The sequence below is a fragment of the Arenibacter nanhaiticus genome (assembly GCF_900141935.1).
Classification (GTDB): domain Bacteria; phylum Bacteroidota; class Bacteroidia; order Flavobacteriales; family Flavobacteriaceae; genus Arenibacter; species Arenibacter nanhaiticus.
Window position 1 is genome coordinate 17,094 of record NZ_FQYX01000014.1, and the last position, 26,282, is coordinate 43,375.

Below are 26,282 nucleotides of genomic sequence, written 5' to 3' on the forward strand. Positions count from 1 at the left end.
ATACCATTTAGTTACAAAGGACGGTAATATAATCAATAAAATCATAATTTATTATGCGTGCATAATAATTTTTTTGATCTTTTTTTAATTCTTTCCTCCTTAGTTTTGATTTATAATTTCCTATTTTTGCTTCGCTTTTAGAATTTTAATAAAAAGAATTCCATATACAATGAAAACAATACAGTTTAGGGAAGCTATACAAGAGGCAATGTCCGAGGAGATGCGCAGAGATGAGTCCATTTATTTAATGGGTGAGGAAGTTGCCGAATATAATGGAGCGTATAAAGCTTCGAAGGGAATGTTGGACGAATTTGGTCCTGAAAGGGTTATTGATACCCCCATATCCGAATTAGGTTTTGCTGGGGTAGGTGTAGGTTCTGCAATGACTGGGAATAGGCCTATTATAGAATTTATGACCTTCAATTTTGCATTGGTAGGAATAGATCAGATTATCAATAATGCTGCAAAGATCAGGCAAATGTCTGGTGGGCAATTCAATTGTCCAATTGTTTTCCGTGGCCCTACAGGTTCTGCCGGTCAGTTAGCAGCTACTCACTCACAGGCGTTCGAAAGTTGGTATGCCAATTGCCCAGGTCTTAAAGTAGTGGTGCCTTCTAACCCGAGAGATGCCAAAGGATTGTTGAAGGCAGCTATCCGAGATAACGATCCAGTTATTTTTATGGAGTCTGAACAAATGTATGGTGACAAGGGTGAAGTTCCAGAAGGAGATTATACCATTCCATTAGGAGTAGCAGATATCAGAAGAGAAGGTTCAGATGTTACCATTGTTTCTTTTGGAAAGATTATAAAAGAAGCAGATAAGGCAGCAGTAGAATTAGCAAAGGAAGATATCAGTGTTGAAATCATCGATTTGCGTACTGTAAAACCTTTAGATTATGAAACGGTATTAAAATCTGTTAAGAAAACCAATAGATTGGTAATTTTGGAAGAAGCTTGGCCTTTTGGTAATGTTTCAACAGAGATAACCTACCATATACAAGCAAATGCATTCGATTATTTAGATGCTCCAATAGTTAGAATTAACACAGCAGATACACCAGCTCCTTATTCTCCAGTATTATTGGAAGAGTGGTTGCCAAACCACGAGGATGTGATTAAAGCTGTAAAGAAAGTATTATATAAAAAATAGCTGTTTTATTAAAGCCATTAGTATAGCTTCGTTAATCATTGGTTAGCGAAGCTTTTATGTTCCTGATAAATAGTTTAACAATTGCGTTTCAAAATATATAATAATCCTTTGTACTTTGTTGGTTTTCAATTGGTTACAGGGTGTTGAAACGTTATTTGATCACATAATGAATAGAGCTTTATTCGTCATATTTCTTGTTGTTGCCCAATTTTCGATGGCTCAGACTAAGGTAGGGGGTATTGTTACGGATGAGGCGGGTGAACCCGTGCCTTTTGCTAATATTTTATTAAAAAATTCGACCCAAGGAACCATTACCAACGATAATGGAAGGTTTTATATAGAATCTGATGATTCTTATAACACTCTTGTAGTTTCCTTTATAGGCTATGAAACCCAAGAAATAGCCCTTGTTTCCAAAGTAACCCTTGATATAAAAGTGGTCTTGCCCGAGGCTAGTGAACAATTAAATGAGGTGGTACTTTATTCTGGTAAAACAAGCAAAAAAAATAATCCCGCAATAGATATCCTAAAAAAGATATGGGCCAAAAAACGTAGTAATGGCACTCGTATGTTTAAACAATACGGGTATGATAAATACGAAAAAATAGAATTTGATCTAAATACAATAGATAGTGCTCTTATAAAAAGTAAGGTCTTTAAAGGGTTGGAATTTATATTTCAAGATCTGGATACTTCCAGGATTACCGGAAAAACGTATTTGCCTATATTTTTAAATGAAACTTTTTCCAAGGTTTATGGAGATAATGAACTGGCTACGGAAAAGGAAGAAGTGCTCGGGAGTAAAAATTCGGGGTTCAATAATAATCAGGCCATAATAGCGTTTATAGAAGATTTGTATTCCGATTACGATATCTATAATAACTACTTAAAATTTTTCGATAAAAGCTTTACCAGTCCCTTATCCAAAACAGGGGTAGATACTTATAATTATGTCTTACGAGACAGCGCCTTTATTGGCGACAAATGGTGTTATAATATAGTGTATTACCCCCGTAGAAAGAACGAATTGACCTTTAAGGGCGATTTCTGGGTAAATGACACTACCTATGCAGTTAAAAATATAAATTTGGCGGTAACTAAAAGTGCCAATATCAACTGGGTAAAGGAGATTTATATAGAACAGGAATTTGATGTTGTAAATGATTCTGTATTTCTGTTGACCCGAGATTATATGTTGTCCGACTTTAGTTTTAACAAAAAAGAAAATTCTAGAGGCGTCTACGGTAAGAGAACAACCGTATATAATGACTATAAGTTTAACGAAGTAAGACCAAAAGAGTTTTATAAAACGAAATCGGACCCCTTTAATGTTAAGGTTTTAAATAGAGAGGACGAGTTTTGGGAGATGAATCGTTTGGAGTCGTTAAACAGCGATGAAAAGGGGATTTACAAACTTTTGGATACTTTAAAGACGGTGCCAAAATTTAAGACCTATTATAATTTTGTCAGTATTTTGGGATCTGGTTTTGTAGAAATTGACAAATGGAATATAGATGTTGGTAGCGTTTACAGTGTATTTGGATATAACGAAGCCGAAGGGATCCGGGGTAGGCTAGGAGCTAGGACCTATTTTGGGCAAAATGATCCCTGGCGTCTAGAAGGGTATATCGCCTATGGATTTGGCGATGATAAGTTTAAATATGGGATTTCGGGAAAATGGTTGATCGATAAGGAGACAAGATTTATTATTTCCGGTGGGACCAGACGGGATATAGAACAGCTAGGAATAAGTCTATCGGCTACCAATGATGTGTTGGGCAGGAGTGTGGCTTCTTCCTCTGTGTTTACCGTTGGATCTAATGATAGGCTAACCAACATTAATTTAAGTACCTTTAATTTGGAAATGGAGCCTTGGAGGAACTTAAGGATTAACATAGGAGGATCTTTAAGAAGTCTTAGTTCGGCACTGCCAGATGCCTTTAGCTTAGATTATATCGATGCATCTTCTCCGACAGGGGTGTCTTCGGAAGTCACCCAATTTGATCTGAATACTACTTTAATATATACGCCAGGAAAAAGAACCATTGGCAATGGGGTAGAACGCAGAAGTATAAATGAAGATTACAGTACCTTGGTGTTGTCCTATACCAATGGGCTGAAACAGTTTTTTGACAGTGATTTCGATTATGAAAAAATACAGTTCAGTTATACCCAACCATGGCAAATTGGAGGCTATGGAAGGTTGTTAAGTACAGTAGAAACAGGGAAGACCTTTGGCGAGGTTCCCTTGGCATTGCTGAGTCCGGTGCCAGGAAACCAGACCTTGTTCTCTATGTACAATACTTTTTCGAATTTGGATTTTTATGAGTTTGTAACCGATACCTATGCCGCCGTTCATTTGGAGCACAATTTTAATGGAAGGCTCCTTTCTAGGATTCCGGTTATTGGCAAATGGAACCTAAGAGAGATTGTTGGCCTAAGAGGTGTGTGGGGCGATATTTCTGAGAAAAATATGCAACTAAGTGCGCCGACCGGAATGCAGCTGTTGGCACCGAACGATAAAGTTTATTGGGAGTATGCAGTAGGTGTGGGCAATATTTTTAAGTTCCTAAGGATCGATTTTAATTTTAGGGGCAATTACCTAGATCTACCAAATGCACGGCCTTTTGGCGTGACAGGATCCTTTGGGTTTTATTTTTAAGAAGTAGTGTAATAGTGTAGTAAATATTTGTAGCGTTAAGAATTATATAAAGAATAAACATAAGAATATGAGTAGTCAAGAAATAACGTCTTTTGACGTTTTGATAGAAATTCCAAAAGGAAGCAGAAACAAGTATGAATATGATTTTGAGCTAAAAAGAATCCGTTATGACAGGATGATTTTTTCCTCTATGATGTACCCTGCAGATTATGGGTTTGTACCAGAAACCTTAGCGTTGGACGGCGATCCATTAGACGTTTTGGTGTTGGTTACTGAACCTACTTTCCCTGGGTGTGTTATGGAAGTAAAGCCTATCGGTGTTTTTCATATGACCGATGAGAAGGGACCCGATGAAAAAGTGATTTGTGTACCTGTTTCCGATCCAGTTTGGAATAGGATCAATGACTTAACAGAATTAAATCCACACTTAATCAAAGAAATCGAACATTTCTTTAAGGTTTATAAGGATTTGGAAAAGAAAAAAGTTGACGTTGGTGGATGGGGAAATATTGATGAAGCCAAGGAAATAGTAGCAAAATGCATACAGAGATTTGAAGAAAGTGATGTGCCCACCAAGGACGTTACAATCAGATAAGACATCGTAAATACAATATAAAAAAAGCAATATCATCCCAATGGTATTGCTTTTTTTATTCTCGTATATTTTCTTACTTTTAAGCCTAACCAATATTAAATAATCAAACCAATGGATTCAATAATTATGTATGTGCCTATTATTATGGCATTAATAGGCTTGGCTTTTATGGCCGTAAAGCGGTCTTGGGTATTAAATCAAAATGCAGGCGATGGAAAAATGAAGGAGATTTCCGACTACATCTATGAAGGTGCCTTGGCCTTCTTAAAAGCAGAATATAAATTATTGACATTCTTCGTGATTGCTGCTTCCATAGCTCTAGCGGCAGTGTCTTTTATTGTTCCTACTACTCATATCCTTATTGTGGTGGCCTTTGTTTTTGGCGCATTTTTCTCTGCCTTAGCGGGAAATATGGGAATGAAAATCGCGACTAAAACTAATGTAAGGACTACTCAGGCAGCACGCACAAGTTTGCCACAAGCCTTAAAAGTGTCCTTCGGCGGAGGAACTGTTATGGGATTGGGCGTAGCTGGTTTAGCGGTATTGGGGCTGACTTCTTTTTTTATTCTTTTATTTCAATATTTTATGAACGGTACATGGACTTCTACAGAAGACATGACCATTGTTTTAGAAACATTGGCTGGTTTTTCTTTAGGGGCAGAATCTATTGCCCTTTTCGCTAGGGTAGGGGGTGGAATTTATACGAAGGCTGCCGATGTGGGCGCAGACCTTGTAGGGAAAGTAGAAGCCGGTATCCCGGAGGACGATCCTCGTAACCCTGCTACTATTGCCGATAATGTTGGAGACAACGTTGGAGATGTAGCCGGGATGGGAGCCGATTTGTTCGGTTCTTATGTAGCGACTGTATTGGCCGCCATGGTATTGGGGAATTATGTGATTAAAGATATGGGGGGTGCCCTTGATGATAATTTTGGGGGAATAGGTCCTATTTTATTGCCTATGGCTATTGCTGGTTTTGGAATTCTATTTTCAATAATCGGAACCATGTTGGTGAAAATAAAAAGTAATGACGCCAAAGAAAAGCAAGTACAAGGCGCTTTAAATGTTGGGAATTGGGTGTCTATTGGGCTTACCCTTATTTCTTGTTTTGTCTTGGTGAAATATTTATTGCCAGAAACCATGCAGATGGAATTCTTTGGGGAAGGATTAAAAGATATTTCTTCCATGAGGGTGTTTTATGCTACCGTCATTGGTTTAACGGTGGGGGGTGTTATTTCTTCCATTACGGAGTATTATACTGGCTTGGGAACTAAACCTGTTTTGGCAATTGTTCAAAAATCTAGTACCGGAGCAGGAACCAACGTGATCGCCGGTTTGGCAACAGGGATGATCTCCACTTTTCCAACGGTTTTAATTTTTGCTGCAGCTATTTGGTCCTCTTATGCCTTGGCAGGTTTTTATGGCGTGGCATTAGCAGCCTCGGCAATGATGGCTACTACAGCCATGCAACTTGCTATAGATGCCTTTGGTCCTATCGCTGATAATGCCGGGGGGATTGCCGAAATGAGTGAGCAAGATCCTATAGTGCGAGAGCGTACCGATATTTTAGACTCTGTTGGGAATACGACGGCAGCTACAGGAAAGGGCTTCGCAATTGCTTCGGCAGCCTTAACCTCTTTGGCTTTGTTTGCAGCCTATGTGACCTTTACCGGTATAGATGGTATAAACATCTTTAAAGCTCCTGTATTGGCCATGCTTTTTGTGGGAGGGATGGTCCCGGTGGTGTTCTCTGCCCTTGCTATGAATTCCGTGGGGAAAGCTGCGATGGATATGGTATACGAAGTGCGGAGGCAGTTTAAAGAAATTCCGGGAATTATGGAAGGTACGGCAAAACCGGATTATGCCAAATGTGTGGATATTTCTACGAAAGCGGCCTTGCGCGAGATGATGTTGCCTGGGGTGTTGACCATTGGTTTTCCTATTGCCATTGTTTTGTTAGGGAAATTGGTCTACAATGAAGACAATCAGTTGATTGCCGAAATGCTGGGCGGATATATGGCCGGAGTGACCGTATCTGGGGTCTTATGGGCAATTTTTCAAAACAATGCCGGGGGAGCTTGGGACAATGCTAAAAAATCTTTTGAGGCAGGCGTCGAAATTAATGGGGAAATGACCTATAAAGGATCCGATGCACATAAGGCTGCTATAACTGGGGATACTGTGGGCGACCCCTTTAAGGATACCTCGGGGCCTTCGATGAATATTTTGATAAAACTTACTTGTTTGATAGGCTTGGTGATAGCGCCTATTTTAGGTGGGCATGCCATTCCTCAGAAAGGGGACAAAAAAGAGGTTAAGGTAGAAATGAAAGTGCAGAACAGTGAAAAGGCCGAAGCAATAGTGACGTATACCATAGTGGTTGATGGTGTAAAAAAGTCTCATGAAAAGGTTTTTGAGGGTACCAAGGCCGAAGTAAAGGCGCAATTGGATGCCTTTGAGAAAAACACCTTGAATTCAGCAAACGAAAACCAGAAAATAGTAATCGAAAAAATAGATATTAACAAGTAAATTTATTTTTAACCGGAATTAAACAGTTTGAGCAGGTATTGTTGCAGTTGCTGTTTTTTGGTATTATATTTAAAAACCTCGTTTTATTTAACGGGGTTTTATTTTTGTATCGATTAGTTTTTTAGGATGAATTATGAAGATTTAACCACATTGGGTATAGCCTTCGGTATTGGATTGTTGGTGGGAATGCAGCGACAAAAATCTAATAGCGAAATGGCAGGGGTGCGTACCTTTACCTTGATAGCGATATTAGGGGTGCTCGGTGGTTTCTTATCCCGTGACTACGATAATCCGTTTATATTGCCAGTTTTAGGACTGGGCATTACTGCTCTTTTGGTGGTTGCCAATATTATTAAGGTAAAGGCAATTTCCCGGGCCGACGTGGGGCAGACAACAGAAGTGGCAGCTTTATTGATGTTTGCAATTGGGGCCTATTTGGTGATGGGCGATAGGATATTGGGAACCATTATTGGCGGTGCAATGGCGGTACTTTTATATGTTAAAGAACGCTTGCATGCCCTTATCGATAATTTGAAAGAAAAGGATCTAGAAGCTATAATGACCTTTGCCGGGATTTCTTTGGTCATTTTACCGTTACTGCCCAATAGAAATTTTGGGCCCTACGAGGTTTTAAACCCCAGGAATATTTGGTTAATGGTTACCTTAATTGTAGGGTTGAGTGTATTGGGGTATTTTATTTACAAAATTGTCGGTAAAAAATTAGGGGTCATTTCCAATGGTATATTGGGTGGATTGATAAGCAGTACCGCGACAACGGTCAGTTATGCCCAAAGAACCTCCAATGCTGTTGCTATAAGTAAGCTGTCGGCCTTTGTAATCACCACGGCATCGACCATAGCCTTGGCAAGAGTGATGGTTGAGGTAGGGGTGGTGATTCCCGAAAGGTTAGCAGAAGTGTTGTTGCCGTTATTGGTTCAATTTTTCGTAATGGCCTTTATTTGTGTTGGATTGTTTTATAGGATTCAAAAGGACGAGTCGGACGATGAAATGCCAGAACCCGATAATCCCGCCCAATTGAAAAGTGCCTTGATTTTTGGCTTGCTTTACGGGGTAATTTTATTGGCCGTGGCTTTTACAAAAGCAGAATTTGGCAATGACGCCCTGTATTTGGTAGCTATACTCAGCGGTCTTACAGATGTAGATGCCATTACCCTTTCTTTGTCCCAAATAATAAAGAACAACACTTTAAATCCGACTACTGGATGGAAGTTGATACTGTTAGCTTCCTTGTCCAATTTAGTTTTTAAGGGTGTTTTAGTGGCTGTTTTAGGACCTAAAGAGCTCACGAAATGGGTGGCATTGTCCTTTGGGATAGCTGTAATATTAGGTGTATGTATAATTGGCTTTTGGCCAGAATCCTGGAATTTTAAATAGATGTGGTTTTTAAAAAAGGCAGATCCCTTACAGTTAATCGGTTTTCAGACCTATGGTACAGATACTCATCTCTATATTAAAGGAAGGGCCTTGGAGGATGAAAATATAGACTTGTCGGAAAAAAGTGTTTTGGGATTGCTGGTGAATACATGGAAACGTTTTGAGACCGATGTAGTTGGGAATAGTAAATTAATTCTTAAGCTTCCTGACGGGAAGGAACACAGCTTTAAAACGAATCGGGAAGGGTATTTTTATTTATATCTCACTGGTTCTAATTTGCGGGCGATGTGCAATAAAGAAGGGTGGCTTTCTTATGAGCTCTCCTTTGCCGATACCACAGTAAAAAGAAAAATAATTCAGGAAAATCGTTTTCCCGGAGAAATGTTGATACCTGCGGTCGAAGCCGATTTTGGGATTATCAGTGATATTGACGATACAATCTTGCACACCGGAGTGGTTTCTCTATTAAAATGGCGGGTAATTTATAATACCTTTTTAAAAACTCCAGAAAATAGGATACCTCTTAAAGGGGCTTCGGATTTTTACCATTTGTTGCATAGGGGATGCGGGGGCAATAATGCAAATCCTATTTTCTATGTCAGTAACAGTCCTTGGAACTTATATCGTTATTTGGAGTTTTTTTTAAAGAACAATAATTTTCCACGGGGGCCTATATTGCTGCGAAGTTTCAGGGCTTTGTTTAAAAAAGCTGCCTCCTGGGAGCTTTCTCATAAATATCATGAAATTCAAAATATATTAAAAACATTCCCTCAGCTATCTATTATACTGATAGGGGATGCAGGGGAGAGCGATGCTGATATTTACCGGGAAATAGCCCGTAAATACCCCAAGAGAATATTGGCGATTTACCTGCATAGTGTAAAGCATAGGAAAAAAATGGATCGTATAAGAAATCTGTACAAAGACTTTAAGGCCTGCCCTGTCTTACTTGTAGAGAACAGCGATCAGGCCATTGAACATGCCAGAAAAAATGGCTTTATAAAATGATAAAATTTAAAATAAACCGTTTATTTCTGCATCAATTTTATTGATCACCAATCCCAGGTCTTCCGGGGAATCAACGAAATTAAGTTTGTCGACATCAATCACCAATAGGTTCCCTTTGTTATAGCTCTGTATCCAGGCCTCATACCGTTCATTTAGCCTGCTTAAGTAGTCTATAGAAATAGAATTCTCGTAATCTCGGCCTCTCTTATGTATTTGGTCTACAAGATTAGGGATGGAGCTTCTTAGGTAAATCAACAAATCAGGAGGCTGTACCAGTGATTCCATCAGTTCAAAAAGACCCGAATAATTTTCAAAATCTCTATTGGTCATTAATCCCATGGCGTGTAAATTGGGAGCAAAAATATGGGCATCCTCATAAATGGTCCTATCCTGGATGACGTTTTTACCGCTTTTCCTTATCTGTAATATTTGCTTGTACCGACTGTTTAAAAAATAAATCTGAAGGTTAAAACTCCATCTTTCCATCTGATTGTAAAAATCATCCAAATATGGGTTGTCTACAACATCTTCGAAATGAGCCTCCCATTGGTAGTGCTTGGCCAGTAATGCGGTTAGTGTTGTCTTTCCGGCCCCGATATTTCCAGCTACTGCAATATGCATAGATAATATAATTATAATTAATGTCCATACCCTACTGATAGGGTGGTACAATATACAAGATATCATTGATTAAGTTAAAATCTTTATCGCTTTATCGGACAAAAAATAGCGAGCAAATAGAAAACCAGTATTTTTAGGCTGTAGGTTTAAACCATATGTTCGTATGACAGTCATAGTATTAATATAAAATGTAAAAATATGATTCGGTTTCTTTTTTTAGTAGTAGCCTTAATGTTAAGTCCCATAAGGAGTTATTCCCAAGATTTTCAGGGAGAAGTGACTTATTTTAGTAGAACGGCAGTCGATTTGGATCTAAGTGATCGTGAAATGCCAGAAGAACGCAAAAAGCAAATCATGCAACGTGTCAAAGAAGCCAATGAGCGCTCCTATGTGTTGACCTTCGATAGGAATGCGTCCATTTATAAAGAAGAAACTACAAATAGGCCTGGAAACACACGGGGTAGAACGAGGCTTGGGATACGGGGCAATTCCGGTGGGGATTATTATAAAAATATTCTTGCCGAAAATTATACGCAGCAAAAAGATCTTATGGGGAAGGCTTTTATTGTTGAAGACACCTTGGAGAAGTTGGATTGGAAACTTGTCAACGAAACTAAAAAAATAGGTAATTATACCGTTTCTAAAGCAATAGCAACAAAAATAGTGAAGCGTCCTAATAGAAGATTTTTTAGACGTGGTAGTGACAATGAAGCCGAAACCGAACAGTCGCTATTTACAGAAAAAGAAATAGAAGTAGAGGCCTGGTATACCTTGGAAATTCCTATAAACCAAGGGCCGGGTGAATATTGGGGGCTTCCAGGACTTATTTTGGAAATTAATGATGATACTACAAATCTTCAATGCATTAAATTAGTCCTAAATCCGAAAGAAAAAAAGGAAATCGTTGCGCCAGACAAAGGAAAAAAAATGAGCAAGGATCAATACGAGAAGATCTATCAAAAGAAAATGGAGGAAATGAGGCAAAATTTTCGTGGCCGTAATGGCAATGGTGGTGGGAGAAGGCTTTAGTGTAAAATATTGAGGCTTAAAAAGCCTTGTAATTACGAAGTGTAACCCTTTTTAAGGATTGATGAAAGTGCTAAGTGTATTTTTTTTAAAACCTTAGGTGTTTTGCCGTCTGTCTAATGAAAACTTTGAAAGGTTTTCAGGATGGATTATTGGAAAAGTAGGTTGTAAAAACATAGTGCTTAGAAAAGAGAGGCAGGATGTAATTAGAAAGGCCATGCTTGTAAAGGATTGATTCAATAGTCGTGGGTATTTTTTAGGAGAATAAAAATAGTTGTTAAACCTTTTTTGAAAGCTCAAGATTTCTTGTACTTTTGTCTGCGAATTTAAAGAGGAAGGATTTGACTGATTGCAACCTCAAGGCTGAATTTGTTTTTGTGACTGTTATGGGAACGGAAATAGGTTCGGCATACTAAAAATGCTAAAGCAGTTTATGTTGTCTCTACATCGGAATCTCAGCATCCACTCTTCTTTAGTGTACAGGTCAAATTCTTATTCGTAAAACTAAAGTAAGTAAGAAAGAGATTATGGCATATTTATTTACCTCAGAATCGGTTAGTGAGGGACACCCAGATAAAATAGCAGATCAAATTAGCGATGCCTTATTAGATAACTTTTTGGCATTTGATCCTGATAGCAAAGTAGCATGTGAAACATTAGTAACCACAGGGCAAGTAGTCTTGGCCGGGGAAGTAAAAAGTCACACCTACTTAGATGTCCAGCAAATAGCTAGGGACGTAATTAACAGAATTGGGTATACCAATGGAGAATATAAATTTAGTGGCGATTCTTGTGGGGTTATATCGTTAATACACGAACAATCGCAGGAAATCAACCAAGGTGTAGATCGTGGTGCTAAGGAAGAGCAAGGGGCAGGAGATCAGGGGATGATGTTTGGTTATGCTACTAAGGAGACCGAAAACTATATGCCCTTGGCATTGGATATTTCCCATAAAATTTTACAGGTATTGGCAGATTTGAGACGCGAAGGGAAGGCAATATCCTATTTACGCCCAGATGCCAAGGCTCAGGTAACTATAGAGTATTCTGACGACAATATACCACAGCGTATAGACACTATAGTAGTGTCTACCCAGCATGATGAGTTTGGAGAAGATGAGGTGATGTTAGCGAAAATTAAGGAGGATATCTTATCCATCCTTATACCAAGAGTAAAAGAACAATTACCGGCAAACATTCAGTTATTGTTTAACGACAGTATTACCTATCATATTAACCCAACCGGGAAGTTTGTAATTGGTGGTCCTCATGGGGATACCGGTTTAACCGGAAGAAAGATCATCGTAGATACCTACGGGGGTAAAGGTGCCCATGGTGGTGGTGCTTTCAGTGGAAAGGATCCGAGCAAGGTAGATCGTAGTGCGGCGTACGCAGCAAGACATGCCGCCAAGAATTTGGTAGCCGCAGGGGTAGCCGATGAAATATTGGTACAGGTAAGTTATGCTATTGGAGTGGTAGAGCCAACTTCTATATTTGTAGATACTTATGGTACTTCTAAGGTTGCTCTTAGCGATGGGGCCATTGCGGAAAAAGTCGCAGAATTGTTCGATATGCGTCCTTTTGCCATTGAAGAACGATTAAAATTAAGGAATCCAATTTATTTGGAATCTGCCGCTTATGGTCATATGGGGAAAGAACCTAAAACGGTCACTAAGGTTTTTGAATCGCCTTATAACGGCAGAATAGAAAAGGAAGTGGAATTGTTTACTTGGGAAAAACTAGATGCCTTGGATCAAGTGAAAAATGCATTTAATTTATAAATTATAGGCAAAAAATAGGAAATTCAATTTTTCCGTCCCTATATTTGTAATCACAAAGTTCAAACACTTATTGAATTGTTATCAAGAAAGGTGGAGGGAATAGACCCTTTGAAACCTTAGCAACCCTTTGCCCCAATATGCAATGAAGGTGCTAAATTCTATTCGAAAAGGAGATCATCATTGGTGAACTCTAAATATTTTTTCGGAATAGATAACGATCAAATTACTTTCCGTAATTTTCACTTTCTTTTTAGCTTTTTGATTTTATGATAGTGCGCAGTGCGCAATTGTCTGTTTGGAATTTTTAACTTATATATTTTAATAATTTAAAAAAAAACAATAAAATCATGAGTACTCAAAAATTTGCAACCAACGCTTTACATGCCGGTCACGACACTAATTTAACCGGTGGTACAAGAGCAGTGCCTATTTATCAAAATACGGCTTATGTTTTTAATGATACCGACCATGCGGCCAGCCTTTTTAATTTATCGCAACCTGGTTATATCTATACTAGGCTAAACAACCCTACCAACGATGTTTTAGAACAGCGTTTAGCTGCTTTAGAAGGTGGGATCGGTAGTGTCGTTACTGCTTCTGGTACTGCGGCCATATCTACCGCTTTATTGGTGTTGTTAAAGGCAGGTGACCATATTGTAGCTTCTAGCAGTTTGTATGGAGGAACCTATAATTTATTGGCAGTAACATTACCTAGAGTAGGAATTACTACCACCTTTGTAGATCCGTCCGATGCTGCAAACTTTACCGATGCCATCCAAGAAAATACTAGGGCTATTTTTGTAGAATCCCTTGGGAATCCAAAATTGGATGTATTGGACCTTAAGGCTATTTCTGAAGAGGCAAAAAAAGCAAAATTACCGTTTATTGTAGATAACACTGTAGCTACCACAGCCTTATTAAAGCCTATAGAGCACGGGGCAAACATAGTAATACACTCCTTGACAAAATATGTTAATGGTAATGGAACCGCTATGGGCGGTGTTATTATTGATGCCGGTACTTTTGATTGGAGCAGTGGTAAATTCCCTGAATTTACGGAGCCATCTCCAGGATACCACGGTTTAGTTTACCATGATGCATTGGGGGCAGCAGCCTTTATTGCTAAGGTAAGAATAGAAGGACTTAGAGATCTTGGGGCAGCATTGAGTCCGTTTAATGCTTTTCAGATTATTCAAGGTCTAGAGACCTTGGAACTCCGTATAAAAAAACACAGTGAGAACGCCTTAAACCTTGCTCAATGGTTAGAAAGCAGAGAAGAGGTTGAATGGGTTAATTACCCTGGACTAGCTTCGAGCCCATATAATGAGTTGGCAAAACAATATTTGCCAAAAGGACAAAGTGGTATCGTTACTTTTGGTGTAAAAGGAGGATATGAATCTGCAAAAAAAGTAGTAGATCAAACAAAGCTGTTCTCTTTATTGGCCAATATAGGGGATTCTAAGTCACTAATAATCCACCCAGCTAGTACAACACATCAACAATTGGATGAAAATGCGCAGAAAACTACCGGTGTGAGTCCAGATTTAATTCGATTATGTGTTGGTTTGGAGGATATAGCAGATATTAAAGCCGATTTAGAGCAAGCGTTTACAGCCATCGACAAATCGGTTTTAACAAAATAATCACTCAGCCAGTGGTTGGGAATCAACCCGGCTAATGTGAATAATACTTGGGAGTGCCTATTGAAGCAATTCTTATCTGAGGTACTCCCTGTTTTTATCAAAACACCAATATTTAGAATTACAAATATTTATACGCACACACAATCCATGCTACAACAACTTACCCTTAGCAATTACGTTACTATTAGCGGCTTTTCCTTAGATATTACTTTGTCTTATGAGGTCTTCGGACGTCCTTTACATTCAGCGCCAATTATAATGGTTAATCATGCCCTGACTGGGAATTCGACCGTTGCCGGAGATAAGGGGTGGTGGACTACCTTAATAGGGGAAGGCAAATGTATAGATACCAATAAATATACTATTCTTTGTTTTAATATACCCGGAAACGGTTATGACGGATTTGTTATAGAAGAATATAAGGAGTTTGTGGCTAAGGATATTGCGAAAATATTTCTTTTAGGGCTAGAGACCTTAAAAATAACCAAACTTTATTGCCTTATTGGAGGTTCTTTGGGAGGAGGAATAGCTTGGGAAATGGCAGCCATAAATCCATCGCTTACCCAGCATCTTATCCCTGTGGCTTCCGATTGGAAGTCTACCGATTGGCTGATAGCGAATTGTCAAATCCAAGAGCAGTTTTTAGTCAATTCCAAAAAGCCGGTACACGACGCCCGTATGCACGCTATGTTGTGTTATAGGACTCCGGAATCTTTTAAGGAACGTTTTAAAAGAAGTACCAATGAGGAACTAAAGGTTTTTAACGTAGAAAGCTGGCTTACTCATCATGGAGAAAAACTTCAGCAACGTTTTCAGTTATCGGCTTATAAGCTGATGAATCAATTGTTAAAAACCATCGACATTACTCGGGATGGAGAAGAGGCTTTTATCAACCTTCAAAATAGTAAAACAAATATACATATTATAGGGGTAGACTCTGATTTGTTCTTTACAGCTCAAGAAAATAAGGATACTTTTAAAAAATTAGCGCAGGCCAATAGCAACGTTACCTATGGGGAAATAAACTCTCTACACGGACACGATGCCTTTTTATTAGAGTTTAACCAAATGGAAGCGCTGCTTAAAGGGGTATTTGAACGCAATGGAAAAGCTAAAAAGATCAAAGTTTTAAAATTTGGAGGAAAATCTTTGGCAAATGGCGAAGGATTGGACACTGTGCTACAAATTGTAGGTGATAAGATTAGCGAAGGAGGACATTTGGCGGTGGTGCTTTCGGCACGGAATAAGGCTACCGATGAATTGGAATCCTTATTGGAAAAGGCAGCTAAGGGAAAAGATTATCACAAAGGTTTTGAAGATTTTAAAAAATATCAACAATACAATATTGAAAACGTAGATCTTTCGCAAGAGTTTAATGCTTTGTTAAGGTTGTTCGAAGGGGTTGCCCTTCTAGGAGATTACAGCTTAAAAATTAAAGATCAGGTGTTGGCCTATGGCGAACTTTTGTCTGCAAAAACAGTGACTGCTCTTTTAGTATCGAGAGGGGTTAAGGCTAAGTTTATTGACTCTCGAGAGCTTATAAAAACAGATGCCAATTTTGGAGATGCCAAGGTATTGGAAGCTATTTCCAAAGAGAATGTTACTCGGGAATTTGCTAGCTTGGGGGCATATGATGTTGTAGTGACTACCGGTTTTATATCATCTACACTAGCGAATGAAACCACTACCCTGGGTAGAAATGGGAGTAATTATTCTGCCGCCTTGTTAGCCAATTACTTGAATGCCGAAGAGCTGCAGAACTATACGCATGTAGACGGTATTTTTACGGCGAATCCCGATTTGGTTTCAGATGCAAAAAGAATTTCGGAACTATCCTATAGCGAAGCCAATGAATTGGCCAATTTTGGCGCCAATATTTTACATGCCAAAACGATTATTCCTTTGATAGAAAAGAATATTCCGCTTAGGATCCTAAATACTTTTAACGGGGACAATGAAGGCACATTAATCAGTGCCAAAACTAGTAAGGAGGGTATAAAATCGCTCTCGGTTATCGAAAATATGGCCTTGATTAATTTAGAAGGTCGCGGTTTATTGGGGAAAGTAGGGGTCGATGCTCGTATTTTTAGAGCTTTGGGGAATAATAATATTAGTGTTAGTATTATTTCTCAGGGGTCTTCGGAAAGAGGAATCGGATTGGTAGTAGATGCTAAAAATGCGGCCTTGGCGAAATCGTGCTTGCAAGAAGAATTTCAAACCGATTTTCAACTTCAGGATATCAATAATATCACTGTTGTCGATCAGGTATCCGTGGTTTCCATTGTAGGACAAGATCTTAGTACTTTTCACAAGCCGTATAATGCCTTGATAAAAAATCAGATAGTACCACTTTTGTTCAACAATACCATTTCGGGTAAAAACGTGAGCTTGGTACTGAAGAAAACGGATTTAACCAAGGCGCTAAACGTAATGCATGGCCAAATTTTCGGTATCAGCAAAAAGGTAAATATCGCCATATTTGGACATGGGACCGTAGGAGGCACCTTGATTGACCAAATTCTAAAATCGAATACAACCATAGAGAAACGCAAGGGGGTTCATCTGAATGTTTTTGCTGTAGCCAATTCTAAAGAGGTGTTGTTGGAAAAGAACGGTATATCTGAAAATTGGAAGTCAGACTTGGGAACAAAGGCCGTTCCTTATACCTTGAAGGATATTTTTGCCTATGCAAAAGCCAATCATTTAGAAAACCTTATCGCTGTAGATAATACGGCCAATAAGGGTTTTGTAGCCCATTATATCGAATTTGTAGAAAACGGTTTCGATTTAGTATCATCCAATAAAATTGCCAACACCCTCGATTTTGATTATTACCAAGATCTAAGAGAGGTGCTGGCTAAAAACCAGAAACAATACTTGTACGAAACCAATGTGGGAGCAGGATTGCCATTGATAGATACAATTAAGTTGTTGCATTTATCGGGAGAGAACATTACTAGGATAAAGGGAGTGTTCTCTGGATCCTTGAGCTATATATTTAATACCTTTTCGGAAAAAGAAGCCCTGTTCTCTGAAATCTTAAAGGAGGCGATGGAAAAAGGATTTACAGAACCAGATCCTCGCGAGGATCTTTCAGGGAACGATGTGGGCAGAAAACTATTGATTTTAGCTAGGGAACTCGATTTGCGAAATGAATTTTCCGACATCAATATTGAAAACCTTATTCCCGAGGCATTACAGGGAGGTGGTGTAAAAGAGTTCTTAGCTCATTTAAATATCTTGGACGAAAAGTTCAGTGCTATAAAGAAGGCGCAAAAACCAGATCATGTGCTTAGGTACATAGGAGACCTGTCCGGGGACCTTCAAAGAGAAAAAGGAAATCTAGACGTACAATTGGTATCGGTACCAAAAGAGAGTGCTCTTGGACAAATAAAAGGATCTGATTCTATTATTGAAATTTATACGGAGTCTTACGGAGAGCATCCTTTGGTAATACAAGGGGCAGGTGCCGGGGCTGCCGTAACGGCAAGAGGTGTTTTTGGAGATATTCTGAGGATCGCAGAGAAAGGTTAATTAACTGCCTAATTAATTGAAGTGGTGCTCCTTGGGGCACCATGGATTTTTAATAAGTAGAAATAGACAAAAATGAGTGAAATGAAAAAAAGATATGAGTTCGAAACAGAAGCAATACGTACTCAAATAGAGCGTACCAAATTCTTAGAACATTCGGCTCCAATATATATGACTTCTAGTTTTGTGTTTGAAGATGCGGAAGATATGCGGGCTTCATTTGCAGAAGAGAAAGATCGTAATGTATACTCTAGATATAGTAATCCAAATTCTTCCGAATTTATAGACAAGGTCTGCAAAATGGAAGGAGCCGAGGCTGGATTTGCATTTTCTTCGGGGATGGCGGCGGTGTTTTCGACCTTTGCTGCATTATTAAATAGTGGAGATCATGTAATTTCTGCGCGAAGTATTTTTGGATCTACCCATACTTTACTGACTCAATTTCTGCCCAAATGGAATATTTCAACCTCTTATTTTGAGATCGATGCCTTGGATGAAATTGACGCCATGGTTACCCCGAACACCAAAGTGCTTTATGCAGAAACACCTACCAATCCCGGAGTTGATGTGTTAGACCTTGAAGCCTTGGGAGCCATAGCCAAAAAGCACAACCTATTATTGATCATTGATAATTGTTTTGCTTCACCTTACTTGCAACAACCAATAAAATTTGGCGCCGATTTGGTCATCCATTCTGGAACCAAGCTTATGGACGGCCAGGGGAGGGTCTTGGCCGGAATTACCGTGGGGAATGCCGAATTGATAGATAAAGTGTACCGGTTTTCCAGAATTACTGGTCCAGCATTATCGCCTTTTAATGCCTGGATATTATCTAAAAGTTTGGAAACCCTTGCCCTTCGTGTTGACAAACATTGTGATAATGCATTGAAATTAGCCGAATTCTTAGAATCCCATCCAAAGGTAAACTGGGTGAAATACCCATTCTTAAAATCACACCCCCAATATGAGGTGGCTAAAAAACAAATGAAAGCAGGTGGTTGTGTCATAGCTTTTGAAGTAAAGGGAGGGATAGAAGCAGGAGAAAAATTCTTTAATGCTATAAAACTACTTTCCTTGTCGGCCAATTTGGGCGATTCTAGAAGTATCGTAACGCATCCGGCCTCTACAACGCATAGCAAACTGTCTCAAGAAGACAGGCTAGCCGTGGGTATTACTGGCGGTACCGTACGAGTTTCTGTAGGTTTGGAACATATAAATGACATTATACAGGATATAGAACAGGCCCTGGCTCATTAGGGCTTGTCATATACAATATTATTGACCTACTTATTTTGAAGAAGGTATAGGTCAAGGCCAATAATAGGAATCGGAAATTATCGCAGTAAATTTGGTATTCGAATTTAAATGGCGATAATTTCCGAATTTCCTTATCTTCGTGCCATGCTTTCAAAAAAGACTAAATACGGATTAAAAGCACTGACCTTTTTGGCAACACAAAAGGATCAACAGCCTGTGCAGATTTCTGAAATCGCCAAACAGGAGAATATTTCTCAAAAGTTTTTGGAAAGTATCCTATTAACCTTACGTAAATCGGGCGTTTTGGGTTCCAAAAAAGGAAAAGGAGGGGGGTACTACCTCATAAAAGATCCCGCCGATATTTCCATGACTACGGTAATGCGTGTTTTAGAAGGTCCCATCGCTATGGTGCCCTGTGTCAGTCTCAATTTTTATGAAAAATGTAGTGATTGCCCCAGTGAAGAGAGTTGTTCCGTACATAAATTAATGCTACAGGTACGCGATAGTACTTTGGAGGTTTTTAGGAATACAACCTTGGCCGACTTAGTTCCGTAATCTGTTTATATCCTTCATAATATCATCTGATTAGCTTCCGGAACCTGATAAAAGTCTTAAAAACTTGTTTAGGATTTATTAAATATTTACCTCAATTTTTATTAATCTACTAAAACTATAGGGTAATCGGGAAATTAATTGACTTTTAGTGTGGTCGATTGAAAAAATTAGTTACTTTTGCTTACTCTATTAAACCGATAGGGTAATAAGTAAAACGTTTTTTAAATGATTGCTGAACAATTCATCAACAAAAATAATACTGGTACAAAAAGCTATAAAGCTGACAGGCATTCTGAAAACCCCAAAAGGAGTATCGTAAAATCTATAAGTTGGAGGTTTATAGGTACTTTGGATACCATCGTTATCTCTTGGGTGGTGACAGGTACCTTAAGTGTTGCATTTTCAATTGGGGCAGTAGAGTTGTTTACAAAAATGATTCTTTATTTTTTCCATGAAAGAATATGGGATAGGATTAGTTGGGGAAAGTAGAAGGGATAATTAAAAAAATTAAAGCATCGGAACAAATGGGATTTACAGAAGATCAAATTAAGAAGTTAAACATACATTTTAAGGGTATTCCGCCAGAGGAGATTATTTCTTGGGCGATTCAAAATGCCAAAAGACCTGTGGTTACGACAAATTTTAGACCCTATGAGGTGGCTATTTTATATGCCGTTACCCACGTAGATGTAAGTGTTCCGGTGGTTTGGTGCGATACAGGTTACAATACACCAAATACTTATAAACATGCCGAGGAATTAATCTCTAGCTTGCAGTTGAATATTAAATTATACGTTCCAAAACAAACTACGGCTCATAGAGATGCTGTTATGGGGATCCCTACTATCGATGATCCACGTCATAAAGTGTTTACGGAGCAGGTGAAGTTAGAGCCATTTAAAAGAGCTATGGAAGAGCATAAACCAGATGTTTGGTTTACCAATCTTCGTCAGGGGCAGACAGCTTTACGGGATTCTTTGGATATATTAAGCCTCTCTAAGGACGGGGTGTTAAAAGTAAGTCCGTTTTATCACTATAGCGATACCCAATTAGATGCCTATTTAAAGGATCGGGATTTACCTAATGAGCATAAGTATTTTGATCCTACCAAAGTTTTGGAGAATAGGGAATGTGGCTTGCATACCTAATAATAACTAATCATTTCCGGTTCGGAAATCGTATCATAAAAAGACAATATATTGGAAACAGTAACAGAAGAAACACAGACAAAAGCAGCAATTTCCAACCCATCTGTTTTGGAAATTAATGCTCTAGAAAGCGAGGCTATTTACATCTTTAGAGAAGTAGTGGCACAGTTTGAAAATCCCGTTCTTTTATTTTCAGGAGGAAAAGATTCCATTACTTTGGTTCGTTTGGCTCAAAAGGCATTCTTTCCTGCTAAGATTCCTTTTCCTTTAATGCATATCGATACCGGACATAATTTCCCGGAAACGATCGCTTTTAGGGATAAATTGGTAAAAGAGTTGGGGGTAGAGCTAATTGTTCGTAACGTTCAGGATTCTATCAATGAAGGAAAGGTTGTAGAGGAGACTGGTAAATATGCCAGTAGAAATATGTTGCAAACGACTACACTCCTAGATGCTATTGAAGAATTTAAGTTTGATGCTTGTATCGGTGGAGCCCGCAGGGATGAAGAGAAGGCCAGGGCCAAAGAACGTATCTTTTCGGTAAGGGACGATTTTGGCCAGTGGGACGAAAAAAATCAACGTCCAGAATTATTCGATTTGCTGAATGGGGAAATAGAATTGGGACAAAATGTCAGGGTCTTTCCTATTAGTAACTGGACAGAGTTGGATGTTTGGAGTTATATAGAAAAGGAACGCATAGAAATTCCGTCTATTTATTTTGCGCATCAAAGAAACATATTTGTCAGGGATGGTCTTATTTGGTCTGCCGACGATGAGGTTGTATTTAGAGCAGAAGACGAGTTGGTAGAAGAAAAAACAGTTCGATTTAGAACGGTAGGGGATATGAGTTGTACAGCAGCGGTATTGTCTACAGCAGATACTATAGAAAAAGTTGTTAGTGAAATTAGGGAGTCCAAAATTTCGGAAAGAGGAGCCCGTATTGATGATAAACGCTCCGAAGCGGCAATGGAAAAAAGAAAACAACAAGGTTACTTTTAAAAGCTGCGGTTGCCGGTGGTCTTAGGATTAAAACGGTGGCGAAAAACGGAATACAAATTACAGAATACAAAAAAAACATGGAAGTACTTAAAATAGCAACAGCAGGTAGTGTAGACGATGGTAAAAGTACCTTGATAGGGCGGTTGCTTTACGATACAAAATCTTTGACGGATGATAAGGTAGAAGCGATTCGAAAAAGTAGTGAACAAAGAGGATATGATTATCTTGATTTTTCCTTTGCTACGGACGGATTGGTAGCAGAAAGAGAACAAGGTATTACTATTGATGTAGCCCACATTTATTTCTCTACCCTTAATAAAAGTTATATCATTGCCGATACTCCTGGGCATGTAGAGTACACTCGTAACATGGTTACTGGGGCTTCGACCTCACAAGTAGCTATTATCCTTATCGATGCCAGAAAGGGTGTGATAGAGCAAACCTACCGTCACTTTTTTATCAATAACTTACTAAGGGTAAAGGATATCATTGTTGCGGTGAACAAAATGGATTTAGTAGAGTACTCCGAGGAGGTCTTTAACGAAATCAAAAGCGATTTTGAAGCCTTGAACGCGGTGAGTACCTATGCGGAGCAACAGCTTACCTATATTCCCGTAAGTGCGCTTAAAGGAGATAATATTGTTGATAAAACAGACGCCATGCCTTGGTACAAAGGCGATACTATTTTGGGGCATTTAGAACAACTGGAAGTATCCGATGTACAGGATGGTGGACAAACTCGATTTGCCGTTCAGACTGTTATTCGTCCTAAAACAGAGGAATACCATGATTTTAGAGGATTTGCCGGGAAAATTAAAGGCGGAAAATTGACGGTTGGTGATAAGATAACTGTATTGCCTTCCCTGACACAATCTAAAGTGAAGGAAATATACTTCTTTGACAAAACGTATCAGGAGGCCGCAGCCGGTAGTTCGGTCGTGATTACCCTAGAAGACGAAATCAATATTACCAGAGGGGATATGTTGGTGAAATCGGACGAGCTTCCTAAAATAGAAAAACAAATTGAGGCTACAGTTTGTTGGATGGATAACAAACAATTGCAACCTGGCGCAAAATATTTGATTCAGCACAATACCAATAAGGTGTTGTCTAAAATAGATGGTGTAAAACATGTCATCTCCACGCAGTATGGTAGCCATCAGGATGCTAATAATAAATTAGCCTTGAATGAAATAGGATCCGTTAGTATAAAACTTAGTAAGCCTATTTTTTATGACTCCTATCAGGATAATAAGGCAAATGGATCCTTTATACTGATCGATCCCCAAACGAATGCCACGGCTGGTGTAGGTTTTATTCATTAACAACGGAGCAGTTTCCTTAGGGGAACAAAATCCGTTTGAATTTATAATCTATAAAGTCTATAGGATAAGCATATTAATAATAGTCTCGTACAGAATTAAAATAAAGTAAAATGCAGAGTTTCAGAACAGAAATAGAAAACCCGATAGTAGAAAAGGACATCATTGCATTGGAAGCCAAAATCCGGGAATTTAAGGAAGGAAAACTCGATGAGGAAAAATTCCGTAGTCTTCGATTGGCTCGTGGTATTTATGGCCAAAGACAGCCAGGGGTTCAAATGATTCGGATTAAATTACCATATGGGAAGGTTTCTTCCAATCAGCTGAGAAGAATTACTGATGTCTCCGAAGAGTACTCTACCGGGCGTCTGCATATTACCACCAGGCAAGATATACAGATTCATTATGTGGATATTGACCGTACCCCGGAATTGTGGGCACAATTGGATAAAGATGATATTACCATTCGTGAAGCTTGCGGTAATACGGTCCGTAATGTAACCGCCAGTGAAACAGCTGGGATAGATGTTGATGAACCTTTTGATGTATCGCCATATGCCCATGCCTTGTTTCAATACTTTTTAAGAAATCCGGTAAGTCAGGAAATGGGAAGAAAATTTAAAGTTTCTTTTTCAGCCAGTGATAAAGATACAGGACTTTCCTATATGCACGATTTAGGTTTTATAGCGAAGATAGAAAATGGTGTTCACGGATTTAAAGTGTTATTGGGAGGTGGTTTAGGTTCTCAGCCCAGACATGCCGATGTGTTATATTCATTTTTAGAAGCCGAAAAAATAATTCCATTAATGGAAGGTGTTGTTCGTGTTTTTGATCGTTTCGGAGAACGTAAAAGTAGAGCAAAGGCTAGGTTGAAATTCTTGTTGAAGGATATAGGTTTAGACGGATTTAAGCAATTATTGGATGAAGAGCAGTTGGCCATACCTTTTGCGACCTATCCGATTGATGTAGATGCCTATCCAAAAGTTCAGGTTGCTGAGCCTAGTGAGATACCTTCTGTCGTTATCAAGGACGAGAAAGCTTTTGAACAGTGGAAATCGACTAACTTGGTACCTCAAAAACAAGAAGGCTATGTCGCTATTGGGATTAAAGTATTGTTGGGTGATTTTTATATAGAAAAAGCGCGAGCCTTAGCAGATTTGGTAGAGGCGTATGCTGCGGGAGAGTTGAGATTATCTCTTCGTCAGAATATATTGATTCCTTATGTTAAGGAAGCATTAGTACCTTTCTTTTACCAAGAATTGGAAAAGTTAGGATTTGCCGAAGCCGGCTACAACAAGGCTTTGGATATTACAGCTTGTCCTGGAACGGATACTTGTAATTTAGGAATAGCCAGTAGTACAGGAATAGCAGAGGAACTAGAACGAGTGATCAGAGCAGAATACCCCGACTATATCAATAATCCAGATGTGGTTATTAAAATCAGTGGCTGTATGAATGCTTGTGGGCAGCACAATATGGCCCATATTGGCTTCCAAGGGATGTCTATAAGAACCAAGGATAAATTAGTGGCGCCTGCCTTACAAGTATTATTAGGTGGCGGTAATTTTGGAAATGGAGAAGCTCGTTTTGCCGATAAGGTAATTAAAATACCGAGCAAAAGAGGACCAGAGGCCTTGCGATTAATACTTGATGATTTTGAGGCTCATGGGAAGAATCGTTCTTTTGAGGCTTATTACGAAGAAAAGGGGCAGTTATATTTTTATGATTTCCTAAAGCCTTTATCGGAAATAGACAATTTAACGGCCGATGATTTCATTGACTGGGGGAACACTGAGAAATATGAGCAAGCTATTGGAGTGGGCGAATGTGCCGGGGTAGTTATAGATTTGGTAGCGACCCTTCTGTTTGACAGTGAGGAAAAAATAGAGACAGCGAAATTGAACTTGGAAGAAGAGAAATGGACTGCCAGCATCTATCACGCCTATTCTTCTATGGTTAATACGGCAAAAGCCTTATTGACCTCTGAAAAAACAAAGGTGAATACGCATGTGAGTATCATCAAGGATTTTGACAGCATTTTTGTGGCTTCAGGAAAGATAGCCTTAAAAGCGAGTTTTGAAGAATTGGTGCTACAAATAAACAAGAACAAACCGTCGGAAGAGTTTGCGAAAGGGTATTTGGAAACGGCAGAAGCATTTTTAGCGACTGCACATACCTATAGGAAATTAGAACTTTCAGAAATATAGAAAGATGGAGAAGAGCAGTACCAATACCCAAAACAATCCTATATCGCCAAAGGCGCGGCTAACCGTAGTGGGAGCCGGGCCTGGGGATGTGGAACTGATAACGATAAAGGCCGTTAAGGCTTTAGAGGCAGCAGATGTTGTCTTGTACGATGCCTTGGTAGATGTTGCCTTGTTGAACTACGCACCTCGGGCCGAAAAGATATTTGTTGGTAAAAGAAAGGGGTGTTATGCCTACCAACAAACACAAATCAATGAGCTGATCGTTAGTAGAGGCAAATCGCACGGGCATGTGGTTCGGTTAAAAGGAGGAGACCCCTTTGTTTTTGGCCGAGGAGCCGAAGAAATGGAATATGCGGCGAGCCATGGTTTAGAAGTTGCCTTAGTCCCTGGAATATCGTCTTCGGTTGCAGTACCTGCATCACAGAATATTCCGGTAACCAAAAGAGGGGCAGCGGAAAGTTTTTGGGTAATTACCGGTACTACAAAGGATCATCAATTATCTTCTGATGTTGCCTTGGCAGCGAAATCCAATGCCACGGTAGTGATTTTAATGGGAATGAGTAAGCTTCCAGAAATAGTAGCCCTGTTCAATAAGGAGGGAAAAGCCAATACTCCTATAGCCATTATTCAAAATGGAACACGTGAAGACGAAAAATTAGGGATTGGGACTATTGCCAATATTACAGAAATAGTTGCGCAACAGCAATTGAGCAATCCGGCGATCATTATTATTGGGGAAGTGGTAAAACACCGCGAAACCGTATTGAATTATACAAACACGATTCAACAACATAACATAAACAAAGAATCCTTGGTCTAAATGGGGTTTTAAAATATTCATAGAGAATAAAAT

General features: G+C 39.0%; 19 protein-coding genes and 1 riboswitch. Of the genes, 18 read left to right on the forward strand and 1 reads right to left on the reverse strand.

Annotated features, from left to right (window positions below):
- Positions 1-169 precede the first annotated feature (169 nt).
- The 6 genes from BUA16_RS09865 to BUA16_RS09890 all read left to right on the forward strand — a co-directional run bounded on the left by BUA16_RS09865 (position 170) and on the right by BUA16_RS09890 (position 9,339).
- Positions 170-1,150: a pyruvate dehydrogenase complex E1 component subunit beta gene (locus BUA16_RS09865; RefSeq protein ID WP_072764588.1), complete on the forward strand. Its 981-nt coding sequence runs from the start codon at positions 170-172 to the stop codon at positions 1,148-1,150.
- 166 nt (positions 1,151-1,316) lie between these two features.
- Entirely contained in the window at positions 1,317-3,812 is a 2,496-nt protein-coding gene (locus BUA16_RS09870) for a DUF5686 family protein (RefSeq protein WP_072764589.1), read from the forward strand.
- Between the two features lie 67 nt (positions 3,813-3,879).
- The gene (locus tag BUA16_RS09875; protein ID WP_072764590.1) at positions 3,880-4,407 is read left to right on the forward strand and encodes an inorganic diphosphatase; all 528 of its coding nucleotides are present in this window, start codon (positions 3,880-3,882) and stop codon (positions 4,405-4,407) included.
- A gap of 111 nt (positions 4,408-4,518) precedes the next feature.
- Positions 4,519-6,936, forward strand: a complete 2,418-nt coding sequence (locus BUA16_RS09880) for a sodium-translocating pyrophosphatase (protein ID WP_072764591.1) — start codon at positions 4,519-4,521, stop codon at positions 6,934-6,936.
- Between the two features lie 126 nt (positions 6,937-7,062).
- Positions 7,063-8,331 carry an MgtC/SapB family protein gene (locus BUA16_RS09885; RefSeq protein WP_072764592.1) on the forward strand — a complete coding sequence of 423 codons (1,269 nt, stop codon included), beginning with the start codon at positions 7,063-7,065 and terminating at the stop codon, positions 8,329-8,331.
- The gene (locus BUA16_RS09890) at positions 8,332-9,339 is read left to right on the forward strand and encodes an App1 family protein (protein ID WP_072764593.1); all 1,008 of its coding nucleotides are present in this window, start codon (positions 8,332-8,334) and stop codon (positions 9,337-9,339) included.
- Between the two features lie 6 nt (positions 9,340-9,345).
- On the opposite strand, the gene BUA16_RS09895 is transcribed toward BUA16_RS09890, so the two are convergent.
- Positions 9,346-9,960 (reverse strand): deoxynucleoside kinase, encoded by a 615-nt coding sequence (locus BUA16_RS09895; protein WP_072764594.1) that lies wholly within the window; start codon positions 9,958-9,960, stop codon positions 9,346-9,348.
- Between the two features lie 198 nt (positions 9,961-10,158).
- On the opposite strand from BUA16_RS09895, the gene BUA16_RS09900 reads away from it, so the two are divergent.
- From BUA16_RS09900 to cobA, 12 genes are all read left to right on the forward strand, one after another.
- A complete protein-coding gene (locus BUA16_RS09900; RefSeq protein ID WP_072764595.1) occupies positions 10,159-10,989 on the forward strand; it encodes a GLPGLI family protein in 831 nt (276 codons plus the stop codon).
- Between the two features lie 524 nt (positions 10,990-11,513).
- A complete protein-coding gene (gene metK, locus BUA16_RS09905; RefSeq protein ID WP_072764596.1) occupies positions 11,514-12,767 on the forward strand; it encodes a methionine adenosyltransferase in 1,254 nt (417 codons plus the stop codon).
- A gap of 75 nt (positions 12,768-12,842) precedes the next feature.
- A riboswitch (SAM riboswitch) is annotated at positions 12,843-12,947 on the forward strand.
- A gap of 167 nt (positions 12,948-13,114) precedes the next feature.
- A complete protein-coding gene (locus BUA16_RS09910; protein ID WP_072764597.1) occupies positions 13,115-14,410 on the forward strand; it encodes an O-acetylhomoserine aminocarboxypropyltransferase/cysteine synthase family protein in 1,296 nt (431 codons plus the stop codon).
- Between the two features lie 147 nt (positions 14,411-14,557).
- Complete coding sequence (gene thrA, locus BUA16_RS09915) at positions 14,558-17,944, forward strand: bifunctional aspartate kinase/homoserine dehydrogenase I (protein ID WP_072764598.1); 3,387 nt, start codon at positions 14,558-14,560, stop codon at positions 17,942-17,944.
- Between the two features lie 81 nt (positions 17,945-18,025).
- Positions 18,026-19,198, forward strand: a complete 1,173-nt coding sequence (locus tag BUA16_RS09920) for a trans-sulfuration enzyme family protein (RefSeq protein ID WP_072764648.1) — start codon at positions 18,026-18,028, stop codon at positions 19,196-19,198.
- 144 nt (positions 19,199-19,342) lie between these two features.
- Positions 19,343-19,753, forward strand: a complete 411-nt coding sequence (locus BUA16_RS09925; RefSeq protein ID WP_072764649.1) for an RrF2 family transcriptional regulator — start codon at positions 19,343-19,345, stop codon at positions 19,751-19,753.
- Between the two features lie 225 nt (positions 19,754-19,978).
- A complete protein-coding gene (locus BUA16_RS09930) occupies positions 19,979-20,242 on the forward strand; it encodes a DUF2061 domain-containing protein (protein ID WP_072764599.1) in 264 nt (87 codons plus the stop codon).
- A 35-nt stretch (positions 20,243-20,277) separates the two neighbouring features.
- On the forward strand, positions 20,278-20,901 hold the full coding sequence (locus tag BUA16_RS09935) for a phosphoadenosine phosphosulfate reductase domain-containing protein (protein ID WP_072764650.1): 624 nt from the start codon (positions 20,278-20,280) through the stop codon (positions 20,899-20,901).
- Positions 20,902-20,952: 51 nt separating this feature from the next.
- Complete coding sequence (gene cysD, locus BUA16_RS09940; protein ID WP_262482960.1) at positions 20,953-21,900, forward strand: sulfate adenylyltransferase subunit CysD; 948 nt, start codon at positions 20,953-20,955, stop codon at positions 21,898-21,900.
- A gap of 77 nt (positions 21,901-21,977) precedes the next feature.
- Positions 21,978-23,225, forward strand: a complete 1,248-nt coding sequence (locus BUA16_RS09945) for a sulfate adenylyltransferase subunit 1 (protein ID WP_072764652.1) — start codon at positions 21,978-21,980, stop codon at positions 23,223-23,225.
- A 110-nt stretch (positions 23,226-23,335) separates the two neighbouring features.
- Positions 23,336-25,429, forward strand: a complete 2,094-nt coding sequence (locus BUA16_RS09950; protein WP_072764600.1) for a HEPN domain-containing protein — start codon at positions 23,336-23,338, stop codon at positions 25,427-25,429.
- 4 nt (positions 25,430-25,433) lie between these two features.
- Positions 25,434-26,249, forward strand: a complete 816-nt coding sequence (gene cobA / locus BUA16_RS09955; protein WP_072764601.1) for a uroporphyrinogen-III C-methyltransferase — start codon at positions 25,434-25,436, stop codon at positions 26,247-26,249.
- Positions 26,250-26,282 lie beyond the last annotated feature (33 nt).